Below are 16,797 nucleotides of genomic sequence, written 5' to 3'. Positions count from 1 at the left end.
CGGGGGGCTGACAATGCAGGCAATACCGATAGTCCATCGGCCGGAACCGCCGGCCATCGCCGCGCCATCATCCCTGGGCGGCTATCCCACGGCCGTGCTGTGCTGGCTGCTCTCGGCCGGCGTCTATATCGCGGCCAAGTGGGTGGCGCCGGAAATGCCGCCCTGGGGTCTGTGCTTCTGGCGGCTCCTGCTGGCCTGCGCCATCCTGTTGCCGATCGTGCACCGTCATCACGGCGCGATGATAGCGCTGCTGCGCTCGCGGCCACTGGAGGTCGTCGCCGTCGGCGCCATCGGCCTGACTCTCTGCCAGGGCATGATCTACCACGGCCTGAACGACACCGACGCGACCACGGCCGGCATCATCATGGCGATGTCGCCGATCATGACCATGGTTCTGGCGCGTCTCGTGCTTGGCGAGCCGCTCGGCCTCTGGAAGGCGCTTGGCGCGGTTGTGGCACTTGCCGGCATGCTGGTCATCGTCGCGCATGGCAATATCGAGGCGCTGGTCAAGCTGCGCTTCAATGTCGGCGAGTTGTGGATCGTCGGCAGCGCCTTCTGCTGGGCGCTTTACACGGTGCTGCTGCGCCGCTCCAAATTCGGCCTCGAGCTGCTGCCGCTGGTCGTGCTGCTGCTCGGTGCCGGCGCGCTGGTGGCGCTGCCGTTCCACCTGTGGGAAATCGCCAATGACGAACGCTCGGCCCTCAATGCCCACGGCCTGCTGGCGCTCGCCTATCTGGCCGGCCCAGGCGGCGCGCTGATGTATTATCTCTACAACAAAAGCGTCGAGACGCTGGGTGCCAGCCGGGCAAGCATGCTGCTCTATCTGCAGACGCTATTCGTCGCCATCCTCGCCTATCTGCTGCTCGGCGAGAGCCTGCACGACTACGACCTGGTTGGCGCCGCCTTCATCGTCGTCGGCGTCGTGCTGGCGACGGTGATCAAGCCGAAAGCGGTTCCGGCAAAGGCGTGAACGAGGCGAAAGGACCTCGCTTAACATATGTGGATGTCCGCGCCTCCCAGTCGATCTATCCCCTCGGTGGGGCGGAGAGAATCGACATGGACTGCTTCACCAGGCTCGAAGCACTGATCGACGCCGGTGGCGCCGACGCGGCCGAGGAAGCGCGTACCCTGCTCAAGCATCTCGCCACCGATTCGCGAGCCGCTTTCGATGCGGCCGACGAGTTCCTGATCGAGCTGATGACGCTGGCCTTCCTGGTCGAGGCCGGCCTGGAAGCCTTTCACAATCCGGCGCGGCGCCTGGCGCGGCTAAGGCTCTCCCGACTGAAGCTGCTGCTGCCCTGATCCGGCCAGGCGTTACTGCCGTGTAGTCGAACTCCTATGTTCCAAGCAGGGAAGCCGCCGAGCCCGACAAAAACGAGATTCATTGAACAGTCAGGCCGGGTCAAATAAGCCCAGTCATGCGGATGAGATGCATAAGCCGCGTGCCGATAGCGAGGACGAATTGGCCGTCATTGGCGGCCAGGTCCCAGCCAAAGAATGCGATCCAGCAGAAGATCAGGACGGCGAAACGCATTAGTAGATTCTAATATTCATCCGTTGCGCAAATCTTAAGATGGCAAAAGGCCCGCTCTGTGAAGGCGTGAAAGCGGGCTTGGCGAATAGCCTGCCTTGAACGGTCCAAGGACCGATGGATTGCAGCCCCTGACATGGCAGGATTTCGAACTGATATGCCGAGGCGGTGGTGGGGACAGTTTGAAATGATCGACGTTGCCAACGCGATCCGCCGCTGGCGCCGATCTCTTTTTGCCGGCTGGCCGGTGCGCACGGGGTTCTTCTTGAGGGGTTTTATGCGGCACCGGCCAATGCGGGTTTAAGGTGGCAACTTTCCTCCCGCGCACACAATCTAGGCGCGAACCTACAACCGCTCAATCTGGACTGAGTACCCTATGAATGGCGGGCCGAAAGGCTCAAGCAGCAAGCCGCGCGCTTTTTGTAGGCGCACAGAAGGGTTTTCGGCTTCCTTCGCCTCAATCGGCGCAACGATGTCCGCGAAAGCGCCTATTGTGATCGGGGCGGAATTTCAAACTGAACCTCTACCCCCGAACCACCAAGCTTTCCTAAATTAGCCGATTTTGCTATTGGCGGGCGGCTGCTTTTGGCGGCGCCGGCCAAGGCCGAAGGGGGATCATGGCGATCGACAAGCGCATGGACGCATGAGCGACAGTCGGCACATCGGGGCGCTGGAGCTGCGCGTGCTTGGCGATTTCCAGGTGACGCGCGACGGCCGGCCGCTCGACCTGCCGCCGTCGCGCAAGACGCGGGCGCTGCTTGCTTACCTGGCGGTCACCGCCAGGCAGCACCAGCGCGAGCGTCTATGCGAGATATTCTGGGACATTCCCGACGATCCGCGCGGCGCCCTGCGCTGGAGCCTGTCCAAGATCCGCCAGGTGCTGGGCGCCGACGAAACAGCCCTTGTCGCCGATCGCAACGCCGTCGCGCTCACCATCGAGACGGACTATGCGCGGCTGGCGCCGCTGGTGAAGGCCGATCTTTCCTCGCACTCGACCGGGGAGCTTGAAGCCGTCCTGGCCTCGATCCGCGGCGGTTTTCTCGCCGACCTCTCGCTCGAGCGCTGCTTCGACTACGAAGCCTGGCGGCAGGCTATCGCCAGCGAGGTGGAGATCGTCGAGCTCGGCATCCTGCGCGAGCTGGTCGAGCGTCTGGCGGATGAGCCGCGGCGGGCGCTGCCCTTCGCGCAGCGCCTGCGCCGCCTCGTGCCCGACGATGCAAGGCTCGCGGCCGAGACCGATGCGCTGGAGGACAGGGTCCGCTCGGCCGCCGCTCAAGCCACCGGCCGCGCGCCGCAAGCTGCTTCCTCAGGTCCGCCGCAGGCGCCGCCGAAACCCGCCGCGTCGGCGCAGGATCCAGGCCGCGCCGTGCAATTCTGCCGGGCCCTCGACGGCACCAGGCTCGCCTATGCCAGCACCGGCAGCGGCCCGGCGATCCTGCGCGCCGCGCACTGGATGTCGCATCTCACCTTCGACTGGGACAGCCCGATCTGGCGGCACTGGATGCGCGAACTGTCGCGCCACAACCGGTTGGTGCGCTATGACGAGCGCTGCAACGGCCTTTCGCAACGGCATGTCATCGACATCTCGTTCGAGACCATGCTGTCGGATCTCGAATGCGTGGTCGCGGCTCCAGGGCTCGACCGCTTCACCTTGCTTGGCCTGTCGCAAAGCTGCGCGGTTTCGATCGCTTATGCCATACGCCACCCCGAGCGGGTCTCGGGCATGGTCCTTTATGGCGGCTACGTCAAAGGCTGGCGGGCGCGTGGCGACGCCGGCGAGATCGCGACGCGCGAGGCCGTGGCGACGCTGATGCGGGAGAACTGGGGCAAGCCGAACCCGATGTTTCGCCAGGCCTTCTGCTCCATGTTCATCCCCGGCGCCACGCACGAGCATTTCGCCTGGATGGACGAACTGATGCTGCGCACCGTCTCTCCCGACGATGCCTGGCGTCTGCAGAACGCCTTTTCGACGATCGACGTCAGCGACCTGCTCGAGAAGGTGCGGGTGCCGACGCTGGTGCTGCACGCGCGCGACGACAACGTCGCGCCCGTCGAATCCGGGCGCACCATGGCCGCGGGAATCCCGGGCGCCCGCTTCATCGAGCTCGACAGCCAGAATCACATCCTGCTCGAAGGCGAACCCGCCTTCGAGGAGTTCGTAGACCACGTCCGCGCCTTCATCGCCGAGACGGAGGGCGCCTGACTAGGCGCCGAGAACTCTTCACCCCCTGGCGAGCGGCACGGTGAACACCGTCGCGGTGCCGGTGAGGCAAAGTTCGCCGGCCTCGTTGCGCACCGAGGTCTCCAGCTTGGTGATCGGTTTGTCGGCGCGCACCTCCTTGACCCCGACGCGGCCGGTGATCAGTTCGCCGACACCGACCGCCTTGACGAATTTCCACGACACTTCGAGGAACACCGAACCAGGGCCGGGGAGGTCCTCCGCCACCACCGCGTTCAGGATGCCGGACGTGACGCCGCCCTGCACGATGAGCTTGCCGAACACCGAGGCCTCGGCCAGCGTCTTGTCGTAATGCAGCGGGTTGCGGTCGCCGGTCATCTCGGCGAAGGCGTCGATATCCTGCGCCTGCGTGCGCCGCGAGCGCTCGGCGAAAGCGCCCACCTTTGGCCGCCCCTTGACGACGCCGACCCAGCCGTCCTGCATCAGATGCACTGTCATGGTCTTGCTCCTGTTCGGTTGTGTGAAAGGTCGGCCGGCGGCCTGTCCTGGTTGGCCGGGGCCCGATAGGTCGAGGGCTTCGAGGCGCGGCGAACCGGCATGGGTTGCCCGGCCAGCGCCTGCACCTCTGCCTTCAGCACGCCGCTGAAGCGGCGATGCCGCTCGCCGAGATCGTCGAGCGTCCAGTCGAAGCCGGCGATCGCGTCGGTGGTATCCAGGATCTGGTTGGCGACCATGTCGCGCTGCCGCTGCCAGATCGCGAATGCCGCCTCCGAGCCGTCGAGGATGGCCCGCGCCAGAGTTTCGGCGTCGCGCAGCGCATCGGAAATGCCGTGCGAGGTGATCGGGTCGCGGAAGAAGCCGGCGTCGCCCACCAGCGCCCAGCCGGGGCCTTGCGGCTGGCGGATATAGCCCGGCACGCCGCGAAACGCCTGCAGGCGGGCATCCTGCGGCGCCAGGGCCGCCTGTTCCGCCAGCGCCGGCGAAAGCGCTTCCAGCATATCCATGCGGGCACGCGCGTGGCCGAGGCGGAAGCGCTGGTCGAAGAGGGCCGTCGGCACCGAGGCGACGATGCAGGCGAGGCCGTCATTGGTCGGGATGAAGGAGCCGGCGATCCCATCGCGGAAATACCAGTGATAGCCGGCGCCGGGTTCGACCGGCGCATAGCCGTAGACATGGGCGGCCGACACCGAGCCGCGCCGCAAGGGCTGGGCGTCGACGCATTTCGCCACCAGCGAGCCGATGCCGTCGGCGCCGACCACGATATCGGCGCTGACCCGCACTGAGGCGCGGCCGGCGGCGCGGATCTCGATGCCGCGCACGCGGCCGTGCGTGTCGGCGAAGAGATCGCCGACCGCCATTTCGTGCAGGACCTCCGCGCCTGCCGTGCGCGCTGCATCGACCAGGATGCGATCGAGCACGGTTCGCCGCGGCGCGATCAGGCCGGGAAGCTCCGAACCGGCGGCGAGCGGGATGGTGATCTCCTCGTCGCCATAGTGGAAGGTCGTCGTCTCGATCAGCGGCGTTCCGGCATCGAGCAGCGGCTCGAGCAGGCCCCAGCGCCAAAGCTGCAGTACGGCTGGCCGCATCAGCGCATGCGTCGACAGCGTGTCGGAGCCATAGGGCTTGCGCTCGATCGCCAGCACCTTGAGACCCGCGCGGGCGAGCAGCATCGCGGTCGCCGCGCCAGCGCAGCGCGCGCCGACGATGATGGCGTCGTAGTGGCCACGCTTGGGAGCGGCCATGAGGGAAATTGCTTTGCTTGCCATGGTCAGTGTCCTCAGGCGGCCTTGCGGCCGTTGCGCTCGAGATGACGCAAGACCTCGGCGGCGATCACCTCCGCGTCGGCGCCGACGCCGTCGATGAAGTTGGAATCGCGCTTGCGCAGGAAGCGGAAGCCGAGCGCGTAGAGGCCGGGCACGCTGGTGACGCCGCCCTGATGCGCGAGCTCGCCATCGGCGCCGAGCGCCAGCGGCTCCAGCCAGCCGAACGAGCGCGCATAGCCGGTCGCCCAGATGATGGTGCGGATCGACCCATCGGTCAGCGAAAGCCGCTCAGCGCAGGCTGCCGGCATCGCAACCGGCTCGGGCCGGTATGGTGTCGCCGAGCCTGTGAAGCGGTCGATCTCGTCGAGCAGGCGCGCCTGCTTTACTTCCGCCGCCGCGATGTGCTGGGCGAGATCGGCGGCAAAGGCGATCTCGCTATCGCCGACGCCGCGCACCCGCCCGGCCAGTTCGACGCCGAGCGCCTGCAGCGTGGCGAGATCGACATCGGCCCTGTCCGGCCGGCCGGCGAGCTGCAGCGACGGCTGGCGCCGGGCGGCTTCCGGATTGGCCAGGTCCTCGTGGCGCTGCGCCATCAGGCCCATTGCGCACAGCCAGAAGAAGATGTCCTGGCCGCGCCATGTTCTGGGCAGGCGCGTATGCTTGCCGACCGAAAGCACGACGCGCCGCCCGGCGCGGCCGAGCTCGTCGGCGATCTGCACGCCGGACGACGAGGCGCCGACGACCAGCACGCCGCCGCCCGGCAGCTCGCCCGGCGAGCGATAGTGCGAAGCGTGCATGCTGAGCGGCCCGCGAAGGGTCTCCGCTGAAAAAGGGATGACCGGCCGGTCGCAATGTCCCGTCGCGACGACGACCGCGCGCGCCGACCAGTCGCCCGCGCTGGTGCGCAAGGCAAAGCCGTCGCTGATCCGTTTGCAGGAGATCACCTCGACATTGGTCTCGACCGGCGCATGCCATTGCCAGGCGTAGCGCTCCAGGCTCTCCACGAAAGCCCCTTTGCTCATGAAGCCGTCGGGATCGCCGCCCTTGTAGGGCGAGCCGGGGAGCGCATTCAGCCAGTTCGGCGTGAGCAGCCGAAGCGAGCGCCAGCTCTGCGAGCGCCAGCGCTCGCCGATGCGGCCGCGCTCCAGCACGGCATGGTCGATGCCGGCCTGGCCGAGGCAATGGCTGAGCGCAAGGCCGGCCTGGCCCGCGCCGATGATCACGACGTCCGCGCGTCTCATGGTCTGTTCCGTCTGAGGCAAAGAGGCGGCCCGGATCGGTTCCGGACCGCCTGGAGCGTTACTGGATGGTCTTGATGCCGACAGTGACCGGCACGCCCTTGGTCAGAACGTCGAAGACCGCCGAACGCGTACGCGACTGCTCGACCAGCTGCTTGAGCTTCTCGGCCGGCGCGTCGCCTTCGATCTCGAACGACACCTGGATGTTCTGGAAGCCGTTGCGGACCTCGTCGGAAATGCCGAGGATGCCGCGCAGGTCGATGTCGCCGTCGACCGAGCACTTCACCTTTGTGAGCTTGATGCCGCGCGCGGCGGCGATGTTGGCCACGCCCGCCATCAGGCAGCCCGCCAGCCCGTGCAGCAGCCACTCGACCGGGGTCGGCGCATTGTCGGCGCCGCACAGGATCGCCGGATGGTCGGCGTCGGCGTAATGCGGCTTCTCGTGCTTCTGCTCGTTGCCGGCGCCGAAGAAGCCGTTCATGACGGTCTTGCTGTGCGTGCCCTCGATCCACTCATTGTGGGCGCGGAACTGGAACTTGGCGAGCTCCGGCTGCCCGGCGACGAAATTGATCGTCGCCATCAGGTTCGGCGTGTCGACCCCGTTGAGCGGAAGCCGTGCAGGTTTGGTGTTCGGTTGCATCTTCATCTCCAAGGTTGGTTTTGCGGCTTGGTTGCCGTGACCGCTTTTGTTTGCCGGTTGAGCGTTTGAACGAGAGTGGATGCGACCGTGGAATTTTTTATACGCCCACCGTGGAAATGGCGTTGGACGTATCGTTTGAAACGAGCTGGCCCACCGCCTGAAGCGAATGAGCCGGAACGCAAGAACCCCGGGCGTTGGGAGGGCGCCCGGGGCTTATCGACGACGTGGTGACGATCGCCACCGCCGGTCATCCGGCGTCGCGGATGTCCATGCGCTCGGTGTCGGTTGGGGCGTAGCGCATCGAGGTGTAGTGCTCGATTTCCGAGCGGGCGATGCCCATGTCCTTGAGCATGTAGTCGGGCATCGCCAGCAGCGCGGCGCGCTCGCTGCGCATCTTCATCGCCTGATAGGCAAGCCTGAGCGCGCGGCCGGCAAAGCCGATCAGGCGGGGGCTCGCGCGGCCGGTTTCATGGGCTTCCAAGGTCGTCATCGTAATCTCCATCCTTTGCGGCGCGACCATTTCGCGTCGTCGATGGAGGACTTGTCGCTTATGATCGGGGGAGCCAGCGTTGTAGCGGGCGTCGAAATTGCCGTGGAAATCGCGGTATTATATCTCTGCCGGCGGGATAGTGGCTGCGCGCGATGGCGCTTCGATCCGCTGCGAAGCCTGCGCAGCCGGGGCCGTATGAGAAAGAGCGCAAGAGGGGTATGAGGCGGCACCGCTTACTTGAGCCGTTTGTTGCTGCGTTGGAGCGGCTCGATGGCCGGTCCTATGACCACCTCAGAGTATTGTTCGCAGCCGTGGCCAGTCGCCGCCCGGAGTTGCTTGAACGATCCCTGTTCGCCGAGCGTAGCCGCCGCACCTCCGAAATCGAGAAGGTCCTTCAAAAGGCTATGGCCGAGCTTGAGCAAATGAAGCGCGCTGGTGCGCTTCCGGAGGGAATGTCGGTGCCTCATTTGTACCATTTGAGGCTGAACCACTCTACCGGTCGCCTGCATGTTGGCCACGGCCACCGATCTATCGTGTTGTTCCCGACAAATTCAAACTGAGACACTGCCGCCGCCGAGCGGACGGCCGAGATCAGCGAACAGTCGACGTCCACGAGCGGTTTCCGGATGGCTGATCGCCAGCCCATTCAAGGCGAAGGATCGAGGCGTTCCATTGGTTGGGTCGCGGAAGCTGAAACGCAGCCCCTACCGCTCCCGGAATGCCCTCGCGAACGAATCCATCATCGGGCGGACCAGATACTCGAAGAACGTCCGGTCGCCGGTGCTGATGAAGGCGTCGACCGGGGTGCCGGGATAGAGCTGTTCGGCCTTCACGCTGGCGGGCAGGGGATCGGCGATCTTCAGCCTGGCGCGGAAATAGGGTTCGTGCGTGGCCTCGTCGATCAGCCGGTCGGCGGAGATCTCGCTTACCGTGGCCGGGACTTCCGGTGTCAGGCGCGTGTTGAGCGCGGAGAGCCTGAGCTTCGCCTTCTGGCCGACATGCACCGCGTCGATGTCCTTTGGCCTGAGCTTGGCGTCCACCACCAGACCGGATGACGTAGGCAGGATCTCCATGATCTTCTCGCCGGGCGCGACCACGCTGCCTTGCGAATTATAGATCGAGGACACGACGATGCCCGCCGCTGGCGCGGTGATGGTCGTGCGCTTCAGCACCGCTTGCGCCGCGCGCATCTGCTCCTCGATGTCGGCGAGGTTGGTGCGCACGTCGTCGAGCTTGGTCAGCGCCTCCTCGACGCGTTGCGTGGTGGCGCGCTCGATCTGCGCCTCGGCCTCGACAATCTGCGTGTTGGCCGAGGCGAGGTACGATTCCAGCGCGCCGGCCTGGCCGACGAGGTCGGCCTCCGAGCGCAACAGCTGCGAATATTCGGTGCGGTTGGTGAGGCCCTTGCCCAGAAGATCGGTCTTGATGCCGAGCTCCTTCTTCACCACCTCGGCCTGCTGCTCGATGGCAAGTTTTTGCGCGTTCAGGCCTTTCACCGACTCGCGGTGCATGGCCACGCGCTGCGCCAGGATCGACTGCTCCGAGCGGAAGCGCGCAAGCCTGGCGTCGAACTCCTTCTGTTGTTCACGGATCAGCTTCTCGAAATCCTGCTCGAATGGCGCGGGGGCTGGCTCGGCGATCGGCGCCAGCCTGTCCAGCCCGTCGCGCTCGGCCTCCAGCCGGGCCGCACTTGCCTTGAGCGCGATCCACTGCCTCCTCAGCCGGTTGAGATCGGCCTCCGGCGCGGTCCGGTCGAGCAGGATCAGCTCCTGTCCCTCGCGCACGCGGTCGCCCTCATGCGCCAGCAGCTGCCTGATGATGCCGCCCTCGCGATGCTGGATCAGGATGTTGCCGCCGGTCGCCGCGATCGTGCCTTGCGTGATGACCGCGCCGGCTAGCGGCGCGCTCGCCGCCCAATAGCCGAAGCCGCCGATGAGAAGCGCGATCGCCGCGTAGCCGGCGAAGGCGGTGCGGCGGAAGTCGGTGCGCGGCCGGTCGTCGAAGGCGAGGCTCTGTGACATCGTCTACGACCCGTGGCGGATATTTTGCGAGGCGCGGATGGTCGGCACGAACGAGCCGGTGACCACCGTGTTCTGCCGCGCGCCTCTGCCCTTGTCGACAGTCGACTGGCGCAGCACCTCGGCGCTCGGTCCGAATGCCTCGATGACGCCGCCGCGCAGAACCATCACGCGGTCGCAGGCGGCGGCAATCGAGGGCCGATGGGTGATCACGATCGTGGTGACGCCCGCCGCGCGCGCGGCCGCCAGCACCGCTTCGAGCGCGGTTTCGCCGGCGCCGTCGAGATGCGTGCTGGGCTCATCCAGCACCAGGATGCGCGGATTGCCGTAAAAGGCGCGCGCCAGCCCGATCCGCTGCCGCTCGCCGCCCGACAGCGTCCCGGCGACCATCGTCTGGTAGCCGTCGCGCAGCGAAAGGATCAGCTCATGCGCCTCGGCGCGTTTTGCCGCCTCGACGATCGCCGCGTCGTCGGCCCGCGCGTCGAAGCGGGCGACATTGTCGGCGACCGAGCCCGGGAAAAGCTCCACTTCCTGCGCCAGATAGCCGATATGCCGGCCAAGCTGGTTCTCGTCCCAGGTCCTGAGCTCGGCGCCATCGATCCTGACCGAGCCGCCGCTCGGCTGCGCGGCCCCGACGAGCAGCCGCGCCAGCGTCGATTTGCCGGCGCCGCTCGGGCCGACGATTGCCACCGCTTCGCCGGGCTGAATAGCAAAGCTCAGCCGCTTGAGGATGGGCTCGGCGCCGAAGCCGGCGTTCGGCGCGATGAAGAAGAGATCCTGCGCGGCAATCGCGCCGGTCGGGTCGGGCAGTATGAGCTTGCTTGCCTCTGCCGGCTGCGCCGCGAGCGCGGTTCCCAGCCGCGACCAGGCGCGCCTGGCCTCGCCGAGCTGCCGCCACGAGCCGATCAGCTGGTCGAGCGGCTGCAGCGCGCGGGACGACACCAGCGAGGAGGCGAAGATCATGCCGGCCGTCATCTCACCCTTCAGCACCAGCCAGGCGCCGGTGCCGAGGATCGCGAGCTGCAGCATCATGCGCAGCGCCCGCGAGGCGCCGCTGAAGATCGCATTGGCGCTGGCCGAACGGTCATGCAGGACGAGCGCCTCCGCCACATGCCGTCCCCATGCGCGCGCGGCGTTTTCCACCATGCCCATGGCGCGCAGCGTCTCGGCGTTGCGGGAAAAGGCCTGCTCGGCCCGGCTGGCCAGAGCCGAACGCTCCGCCGAAAGCGCATCGTTCGCGCCGATGGCAAGCTGGTTGGCCGCAACCAGCACGACCAGCAGCGCCGCGCCGCCGAGCGTCACCCAGAACAGCACCGGGTGGATCAGATAGAGCAGGCCGAGGAAGACCGGCGCGAAGGGCAGGTCGAACAGCACCGCAACGCCGCGCGAGCGGATGAAGGCGCAGACCGCGGCAAGGTCGGCGAGCGGCGACGGCGCGCTTTTGGCGCCGAGCGAAGCGGCGAACATCCTTGCGCCCAGCCTGTCGTTGACCGTCGCGGCGATGCGCTGCGTGTAGACCGCGCGGATGGCGTCGAGCAAGCCAAGGAAGCCAAGCGCCGCGACCGCGATAATCGACAAATAGGCGAGCGTCTCGACGCTGGAGGAGGGCAGGACGCGGTCATAGACCTGCAGCAGGTAAAGCGGGATCACCAGCAGCAGCAGGTTGATCAGCAGCGAGAACAGGCCGACATCGGCGATGGCGCGACGCAAGACCGGCCGCAATCCCGACTGTCCAGCCATTCCCGCACTCCCTGTCGAAGCCCATGGGCCGATCGCCTGAAGCATGTCCCTCGGGAAACCGGGAACCGGTTTCGAGAAGGAAAGACATGCGCAAAATCAGAAATCTGAAGCGCGCGATCCGAAAGACCGCCCTCGCTTCAGACCGTATGCTCGCCTGTCGTGCTGCTTGCGGTGTGGCTGGTCAGCGCCGCCGCCTGGCTTGGCAGATCGTTCAGCGTATAGGCGTGGATGTAGTCGATCTTCATCTGCGCCGGTGTCGCCAGATGGTCCGGCGGCGCGCCCGCCTGGCCGCCCACCGCGAGATCGACAAGCATGTACATCGGCTTGTTCATGTCGGACGGCGTCGCCGCCGCCGCGACCTGCACGCCGTCATAGGTCCAGATCAGCTTGTCCGGCGTCCACAGCAGGCCATAGGTGTGGAAGCCGGCGGTGTCCATGACGTTCACCGTGGACCCGACCGTCGTGTGCTGGCCCGTCTGGTTGGTATGCGCGGTCATCAGCAGTGAATTCGGCTTCTGGCCATACATTTCCATCACGTCGAGCTCCGGCGGCCAGGAGCCGTCTTCCGGCAGCAGCCAGAAGGCCGGCCATGCGCCGGCGTTTTCCGGCAGGTCGGCGCGCATTTCGAAATAGCCGTAGGTCTGCGAGAACGAGTCATGCGTGGTGAGCAAGCCGGAGGTGTATTCGTAATTGTTGATCAGCGGCTTGATGTCGGCCGATGCCTGCGCCGCGGTGATGGTGAGCACGCCATTGTCGATGCTGAACGGATGCACCGAGCTGGTCGGGGCGTAATTGGCGTCGATATACCATTGCAGCTCGTTGTTCCGGACCAGCGTGCTGCCGTTCGCCGCGCCCCACCAGAAATTGGTGTCCCAGGTGCCGCCCTGGCTGCTGTGCAGGTTCAGCGTGTTGAACTCGTCGCTGAAGGACAGCGTCATGCCGGACTTGTCGATCGGCAACTGGAAATTGTTGGGCTGCAGTTTGTCGATCGTGGTGTTCTTGAATTCGAGGATTTCGCCCGATCCGAGGTTCAGCACCACATTCGGTCCCGCCTGGATCATGCTGTCGTGGACGGCGGCGAACGAAGTGAAGCCGTAGCCATCGAGCCGCACGGCATCATTCGAGGCAAAATTGAGGATCGAGTCGCTGCCATTGCCCTTGGCGATGATGAAAACATCGGCGCCACCGCCGCCGTCGATCAGGACATCGTTGCCCGCCCCGCCGTCGATCGTCTGGCCGCCCGCCGTGGCGGTGATGATGTTGTCCAGCGCATTGCCGAAGGCATAGTTGTGAGCGTTGGTGACGACGAGGTTCTCGACATTGTTCGGCAGCGTGTAGCTCATCCATGTGTTGATGGTGTCGACGCCCTGCCCAGCGTACTCGACCACCTTGTTGCCCGCCGAATAGAGATAATAGATGTCGTCGCCCTGGCCGCCATACATGGTGACGTTGACGCCGCTAGAGGCCCAGATGGAGTCGTTGCCGCTGCTGCCGTTGAATGTCGGTCCGGACGTTGCCGAAAACCAATGATTGGAAGCACCGCTGTAATAAAGAGGAACGCCTATCGCGTTGACGACGAAGCTCATCGGACACTCCTTTCTTGGTGGCGGCTGATTTTTCAGGCCAACCTGCAAGCCGGCCTATGGTTCCAAGGATTCGGGTTGCAGTACAGATAAAAAATTACCGCTCATCGATTAATGATTGGAAATAGCATAACAAGGGGTTTCTAATACAATTTAAGCGCGATAATTACACCTCGAACTACTCAATTTTACTCAATATTGCGGGGCTCATGCTGAAATATTGGGCAAGATGCGGAGAGTGGCTGCAATCGACCAGCGCGGCAGCGCGTCGTGAGCGAGGGGCTGAGTCGCCGCAGGCGCGACGGGTGGACATTCGATTAGGAATGCTATTTCGGTTGCAATAGAAAAGCGATCAACCGAACGGACAGTATGGCCAACGATGTCACACATCGCGTCACATTGTGCGGGTCCCCCCAGGCGCTCGAGACTCTGGCCAGTCGCTTCTGCGCCCGTGACGAGAATGGTTTTCTGCTGATCGACTTCAACGCCGTCGTGCCGCAGCCTTCCGTTCTGAAGGACACCTCGTCCAGCACCGAGGTGCACAATGGCCTTGTTCTACTGGGGCGGGGCGAGCTGAGCGACTTTGGCCCGGCGACCATTGAGGAGATGATGAATCATTCTTGGGTGGTTGAGGAAGGCATTACCTCGGTCGATCAGCTCAAGGCCCGCTTGCTGGAACGTTCTCCGGACTGCATCGAAAAAGCCAGGCATGCGATCCAAGTGTATGAGGAAACCGGCCATACCTCCTGGTACGGCTGGCAACTGGCCAACTGGGGTGTGAAATGGGGCGCTTACAATGCCAAGCCGGAGGAGTGGGCCGATGGAAGCCTGAGTCTTACCTTCGACACAGCGTGGTCGGTGCCGCATCCCATCTTCGAGAAGATCGCGGCGGAGTTCCCGGCGGCTTCCGGTGAAATCGCCAGCCTGGAAGAATTCTGGAGTTTCGCCTGTTTGGCCTCATTCGGAAATGGCCGGTATCTTGCCGAGGAGGTCGAACCCACCGACGCATTCTATGAACGGATTTTCGGCCATGCACCCGAGCATGGCGACTGATCGTCCGCTCACGCCTCGCCCATCGCGATCGACTTCGTGAGCGCCGCCGTCAGGCCCTTGTCGGACGGCCCTCGTCGACGCAAAAATTCGACAGCCTCTGTCGGATCGGCTGGGGGCCGCCCGTCCTTGGGGCATCGATCAACTAGGGAAGGATATCGAGACATGCCGAGCACCATCCACCTGCACCGCGTCCTGGCGACCAAGCCGGAGAAGGTGTATCGCGCGTTCGTCGAGGCCGATGCGCTGGCCAAGTGGCTGCCGCCGAACGGCTTCACCTGCACTGTGCACGAGTTCGAAGGCAAGGTCGGGGGCAGCTACAAGATGTCCTTCCGCAACTTCACCACCGGCGGCAGCCACGCCTTCGGCGGCGAATTCGTCGAGCTCGTCCCAGGCGAGCGCCTGCGCTACACCGACCGCTTCGACGATCCCAACCTGCCGGGCCAGATCGAGGTGACCGTGATCCTGAAGAAAGTGTCGGTCGGCACCGAGGTCAACATCACCCAGGCCGGCATTCCGGACGCGATCCCCGCCGAGGCCTGCTATCTCGGCTGGCAGGAATCGCTGCGCAATCTGGCCAGGCTCGTCGAGCCGGAAATCAACCAGTAAGCCTCGGAGCAATTCCAGGAAAAGTGTGAGCGGTTTTTCCGTCAGGAATTGCGTCAACGAGAAAGTGAGGCGGCGGCCGGCGCTACGGTCGCCGCCTTACCCAAGGTAAGTAAAATTTCACCAGGCGCTGTTAAAAGCCGCTCTCATGGATCGCAACAAGAACAACGACCTCTTTGTTCTGATGGCGGCGCTCGCTGCGCTGGCGATCTACAACATTGCCTGCGGCATCAAGACAGGCGAGATCCGCGGCTGGAAGCACTGGATCGCCGTGGCCGACGATCCGACGCGCTTCTGGAACGTCTTGGTCGCCAATTCGATCGTCCTGGTAGCCTCGATAGCCTTGCTGTGGGTGATCAATTCCCGCAAGCCGGGATGATCTGAGGCGGCCACGTCGGTGCCTTACAGCGCCCTTGTGATGCCCCCATCCACACGGATGTTCTGCCCGGTGATGTAGGCCGCCCCATCCGAGGCCAGGAACGAGATCGTCGCGGCGATCTCTTCCGACGTGCCGTAGCGCTTCATCGGCACAGCATGGCGGCGCTCTTCGGTCGCCGGCAGGCTGTCGATCCAGCCGGGCAGCACATTGTTCATGCGGATATTGTCGGCGGCATAGGTGTCGGCGAAGATCTTGGTGTAGGCGGCAAGCCCGGCGCGCGCCACGGCCGAGGTCGGAAACATCGCGCTCGGCTCGAACGCCCAGGCGGTCGAGATGTTGATGATGACCCCTGATTTCTGCTTCTGCATCACCGGCGTCACCAGCCGGGTCGGGCGCACGGCATTGAGAAAATAGGTGTCGATGCCTTTGTGCCAGTCTTCGTCGCTGATCTCGATGATCTGCGCGCGCGGTCCGTGGCCGGCGCTGTTGACCAGCACGTCGATGCGGCCCCAGCGTTCGAGCGCGCCATCGGTAAGGCGCTTCAGGTCCTCGTTCGACTGGTTGGAACCGGTGACGCCGAAGCCGCCGAGTTCCTTGCCCAGCGCCTCGCCCTTGCCGGAGGAGGAGAGCACGCCGACCTTGAAGCCGTCGGCCGCCAGGCGCTTTGCCGCCGCGGCCCCCATGCCGCTGCCGCCCGCCGTCACCAGAGCTACTTTGTCCGCCATCTCTCGATCCATTCGTTGAGGCGGGGAGGCCGCCTGTTGATGAAGGCGCCTCTGTTAGCATGGACCGGGCAGGGCACGAACCGGATTGGATTGCGCCAAGACGACGGCGGCTGATCAATGCGGCGGAGCTGTCGCTCTCCCCTTGCGGGGGAGATCGACGGCATCGACGCCGGCTATTTCGCTTCGGGATTGTGAACCCACCCATGCCGCCGCTCCTCCCATCCGATGCGTGTCGGCGCCGGAAAGGTCGGATCGGCAAAGCAGCCCGTGGCAACGGCAATGACGTCCGGCTTGCGATCCGGCTCCCAGAAGACGCTGGACCCGCAGTTCGGGCAGAAATGGAAGGTGACGGCTTGGCCGCTGTGGGACGATCGCCTGAAGGTCTTAGCGTCGCCTTCGGCCTTCACCTTCTGGCGCGCATAGAAGGCCCCGATGCCATAGGTGCTGCCGGTTCGCCGCTGGCAGTCGAGGCAATGGCAGAGCGCAACCAGTTGCGGCTCGCCGTCGCAGGAAATCTTCAGTTGCCCGCAGGCACAGGATGCAGTTCGCATGGCTGTCTCATGGTTGGATAAAGCGTCGCCCGCCTTTCGGCGGCGGTCGGCATGTTCAGATTTTCGGGGATTTGCGCGGTGTCGCGCCAGCCACAGTGTTACGCGCTGCGGGCGAGGGATTCAACCGTGCATGGCGATTGGCGAAAGCCGCGGAACTGCCAATCTCCCCCTTGCGGGCAGGGCTATCGCATATGGGTTAGGGCCTGGATGAGATAGTCGTCATTCCAGGCGCATTTCTTGATGCGGTGGCTGATTGGAACTTTGTCAGCATCTGCGGCCTGAAGGATGTTTCTGGCGATGCGGG

At 65.0% G+C, this 16,797-nt stretch carries 17 protein-coding genes; 6 read left to right on the top strand and 11 right to left on the bottom strand.

The features are described 5' to 3' along the window. The first annotated feature begins 13 nt into the window (after window positions 1-13). Together EN869_RS22280 and EN869_RS22275 are read left to right on the top strand one after the other, a co-directional pair. Window positions 14-970 carry an EamA family transporter gene (locus EN869_RS22280; protein ID WP_127228154.1) on the top strand — a complete coding sequence of 319 codons (957 nt, stop codon included), beginning with the start codon at window positions 14-16 and terminating at the stop codon, window positions 968-970. A gap of 86 nt (window positions 971-1,056) precedes the next feature. Next, window positions 1,057-1,302 (top strand): hypothetical protein, encoded by a 246-nt coding sequence (locus EN869_RS22275; protein ID WP_127228153.1) that lies wholly within the window; start codon window positions 1,057-1,059, stop codon window positions 1,300-1,302. 100 nt (window positions 1,303-1,402) lie between these two features. Here EN869_RS22275 and EN869_RS35530 read toward each other — a convergent pair whose 3' ends face one another. Continuing rightward, window positions 1,403-1,534, bottom strand: coding sequence for a hypothetical protein (locus EN869_RS35530; protein ID WP_281015788.1), 132 nt, complete (start codon window positions 1,532-1,534; stop codon window positions 1,403-1,405). A 640-nt stretch (window positions 1,535-2,174) separates the two neighbouring features. Between EN869_RS35530 and EN869_RS35135 the strand changes: the two genes are divergently transcribed. After that, complete coding sequence (locus EN869_RS35135) at window positions 2,175-3,734, top strand: alpha/beta fold hydrolase (RefSeq protein ID WP_245489585.1); 1,560 nt, start codon at window positions 2,175-2,177, stop codon at window positions 3,732-3,734. Between the two features lie 18 nt (window positions 3,735-3,752). Here EN869_RS35135 and EN869_RS22265 read toward each other — a convergent pair whose 3' ends face one another. From EN869_RS22265 to EN869_RS22230, 8 genes are all read right to left on the bottom strand, one after another. After that, window positions 3,753-4,208 carry a MaoC family dehydratase gene (locus EN869_RS22265; RefSeq protein WP_127228152.1) on the bottom strand — a complete coding sequence of 152 codons (456 nt, stop codon included), beginning with the start codon at window positions 4,206-4,208 and terminating at the stop codon, window positions 3,753-3,755. Further along, complete coding sequence (locus tag EN869_RS22260) at window positions 4,205-5,476, bottom strand: NAD(P)/FAD-dependent oxidoreductase (RefSeq protein ID WP_127228151.1); 1,272 nt, start codon at window positions 5,474-5,476, stop codon at window positions 4,205-4,207. Before EN869_RS22260 ends, EN869_RS22265 begins: the two co-directional genes overlap by 4 nt. A gap of 11 nt (window positions 5,477-5,487) precedes the next feature. Continuing rightward, window positions 5,488-6,714 carry an NAD(P)/FAD-dependent oxidoreductase gene (locus EN869_RS22255; RefSeq protein ID WP_127228150.1) on the bottom strand — a complete coding sequence of 409 codons (1,227 nt, stop codon included), beginning with the start codon at window positions 6,712-6,714 and terminating at the stop codon, window positions 5,488-5,490. Between the two features lie 58 nt (window positions 6,715-6,772). Further along, the gene (locus EN869_RS22250; RefSeq protein ID WP_245489586.1) at window positions 6,773-7,351 is read right to left on the bottom strand and encodes an OsmC family protein; all 579 of its coding nucleotides are present in this window, start codon (window positions 7,349-7,351) and stop codon (window positions 6,773-6,775) included. 247 nt (window positions 7,352-7,598) lie between these two features. Then, window positions 7,599-7,841 carry a DUF1127 domain-containing protein gene (locus tag EN869_RS22245; protein WP_167498650.1) on the bottom strand — a complete coding sequence of 81 codons (243 nt, stop codon included), beginning with the start codon at window positions 7,839-7,841 and terminating at the stop codon, window positions 7,599-7,601. 704 nt (window positions 7,842-8,545) lie between these two features. Beyond that, window positions 8,546-9,862, bottom strand: coding sequence for an HlyD family type I secretion periplasmic adaptor subunit (locus tag EN869_RS22240; protein WP_127228147.1), 1,317 nt, complete (start codon window positions 9,860-9,862; stop codon window positions 8,546-8,548). A 3-nt stretch (window positions 9,863-9,865) separates the two neighbouring features. Next, window positions 9,866-11,599 carry a type I secretion system permease/ATPase gene (locus EN869_RS22235; protein ID WP_127228146.1) on the bottom strand — a complete coding sequence of 578 codons (1,734 nt, stop codon included), beginning with the start codon at window positions 11,597-11,599 and terminating at the stop codon, window positions 9,866-9,868. Window positions 11,600-11,736: 137 nt separating this feature from the next. Continuing rightward, entirely contained in the window at window positions 11,737-13,185 is a 1,449-nt protein-coding gene (locus EN869_RS22230) for a family 16 glycosylhydrolase (protein ID WP_127228145.1), read from the bottom strand. A 366-nt stretch (window positions 13,186-13,551) separates the two neighbouring features. Between EN869_RS22230 and EN869_RS22225 the strand changes: the two genes are divergently transcribed. The 3 genes from EN869_RS22225 to EN869_RS22215 all read left to right on the top strand — a co-directional run bounded on the left by EN869_RS22225 (window position 13,552) and on the right by EN869_RS22215 (window position 15,217). Continuing rightward, complete coding sequence (locus tag EN869_RS22225; protein ID WP_127228144.1) at window positions 13,552-14,235, top strand: hypothetical protein; 684 nt, start codon at window positions 13,552-13,554, stop codon at window positions 14,233-14,235. A 162-nt stretch (window positions 14,236-14,397) separates the two neighbouring features. Continuing rightward, window positions 14,398-14,841: an SRPBCC family protein gene (locus tag EN869_RS22220; protein ID WP_127228143.1), complete on the top strand. Its 444-nt coding sequence runs from the start codon at window positions 14,398-14,400 to the stop codon at window positions 14,839-14,841. 145 nt (window positions 14,842-14,986) lie between these two features. Continuing rightward, window positions 14,987-15,217 carry a hypothetical protein gene (locus EN869_RS22215; RefSeq protein ID WP_127228142.1) on the top strand — a complete coding sequence of 77 codons (231 nt, stop codon included), beginning with the start codon at window positions 14,987-14,989 and terminating at the stop codon, window positions 15,215-15,217. A 23-nt stretch (window positions 15,218-15,240) separates the two neighbouring features. Here EN869_RS22215 and EN869_RS22210 read toward each other — a convergent pair whose 3' ends face one another. Together EN869_RS22210 and EN869_RS22205 are read right to left on the bottom strand one after the other, a co-directional pair. Further along, on the bottom strand, window positions 15,241-15,942 hold the full coding sequence (locus EN869_RS22210) for an SDR family oxidoreductase (protein WP_127228141.1): 702 nt from the start codon (window positions 15,940-15,942) through the stop codon (window positions 15,241-15,243). A gap of 173 nt (window positions 15,943-16,115) precedes the next feature. After that, window positions 16,116-16,493: a GFA family protein gene (locus tag EN869_RS22205; RefSeq protein ID WP_127228140.1), complete on the bottom strand. Its 378-nt coding sequence runs from the start codon at window positions 16,491-16,493 to the stop codon at window positions 16,116-16,118. Window positions 16,494-16,797 lie beyond the last annotated feature (304 nt).

Origin of the sequence: Mesorhizobium sp. M2D.F.Ca.ET.226.01.1.1, assembly GCF_004022705.2 — a bacterium.
Lineage (GTDB): Bacteria > Pseudomonadota > Alphaproteobacteria > Rhizobiales > Rhizobiaceae > Mesorhizobium.
This window is presented reverse-complemented; position numbering and strand designations above follow the sequence as displayed.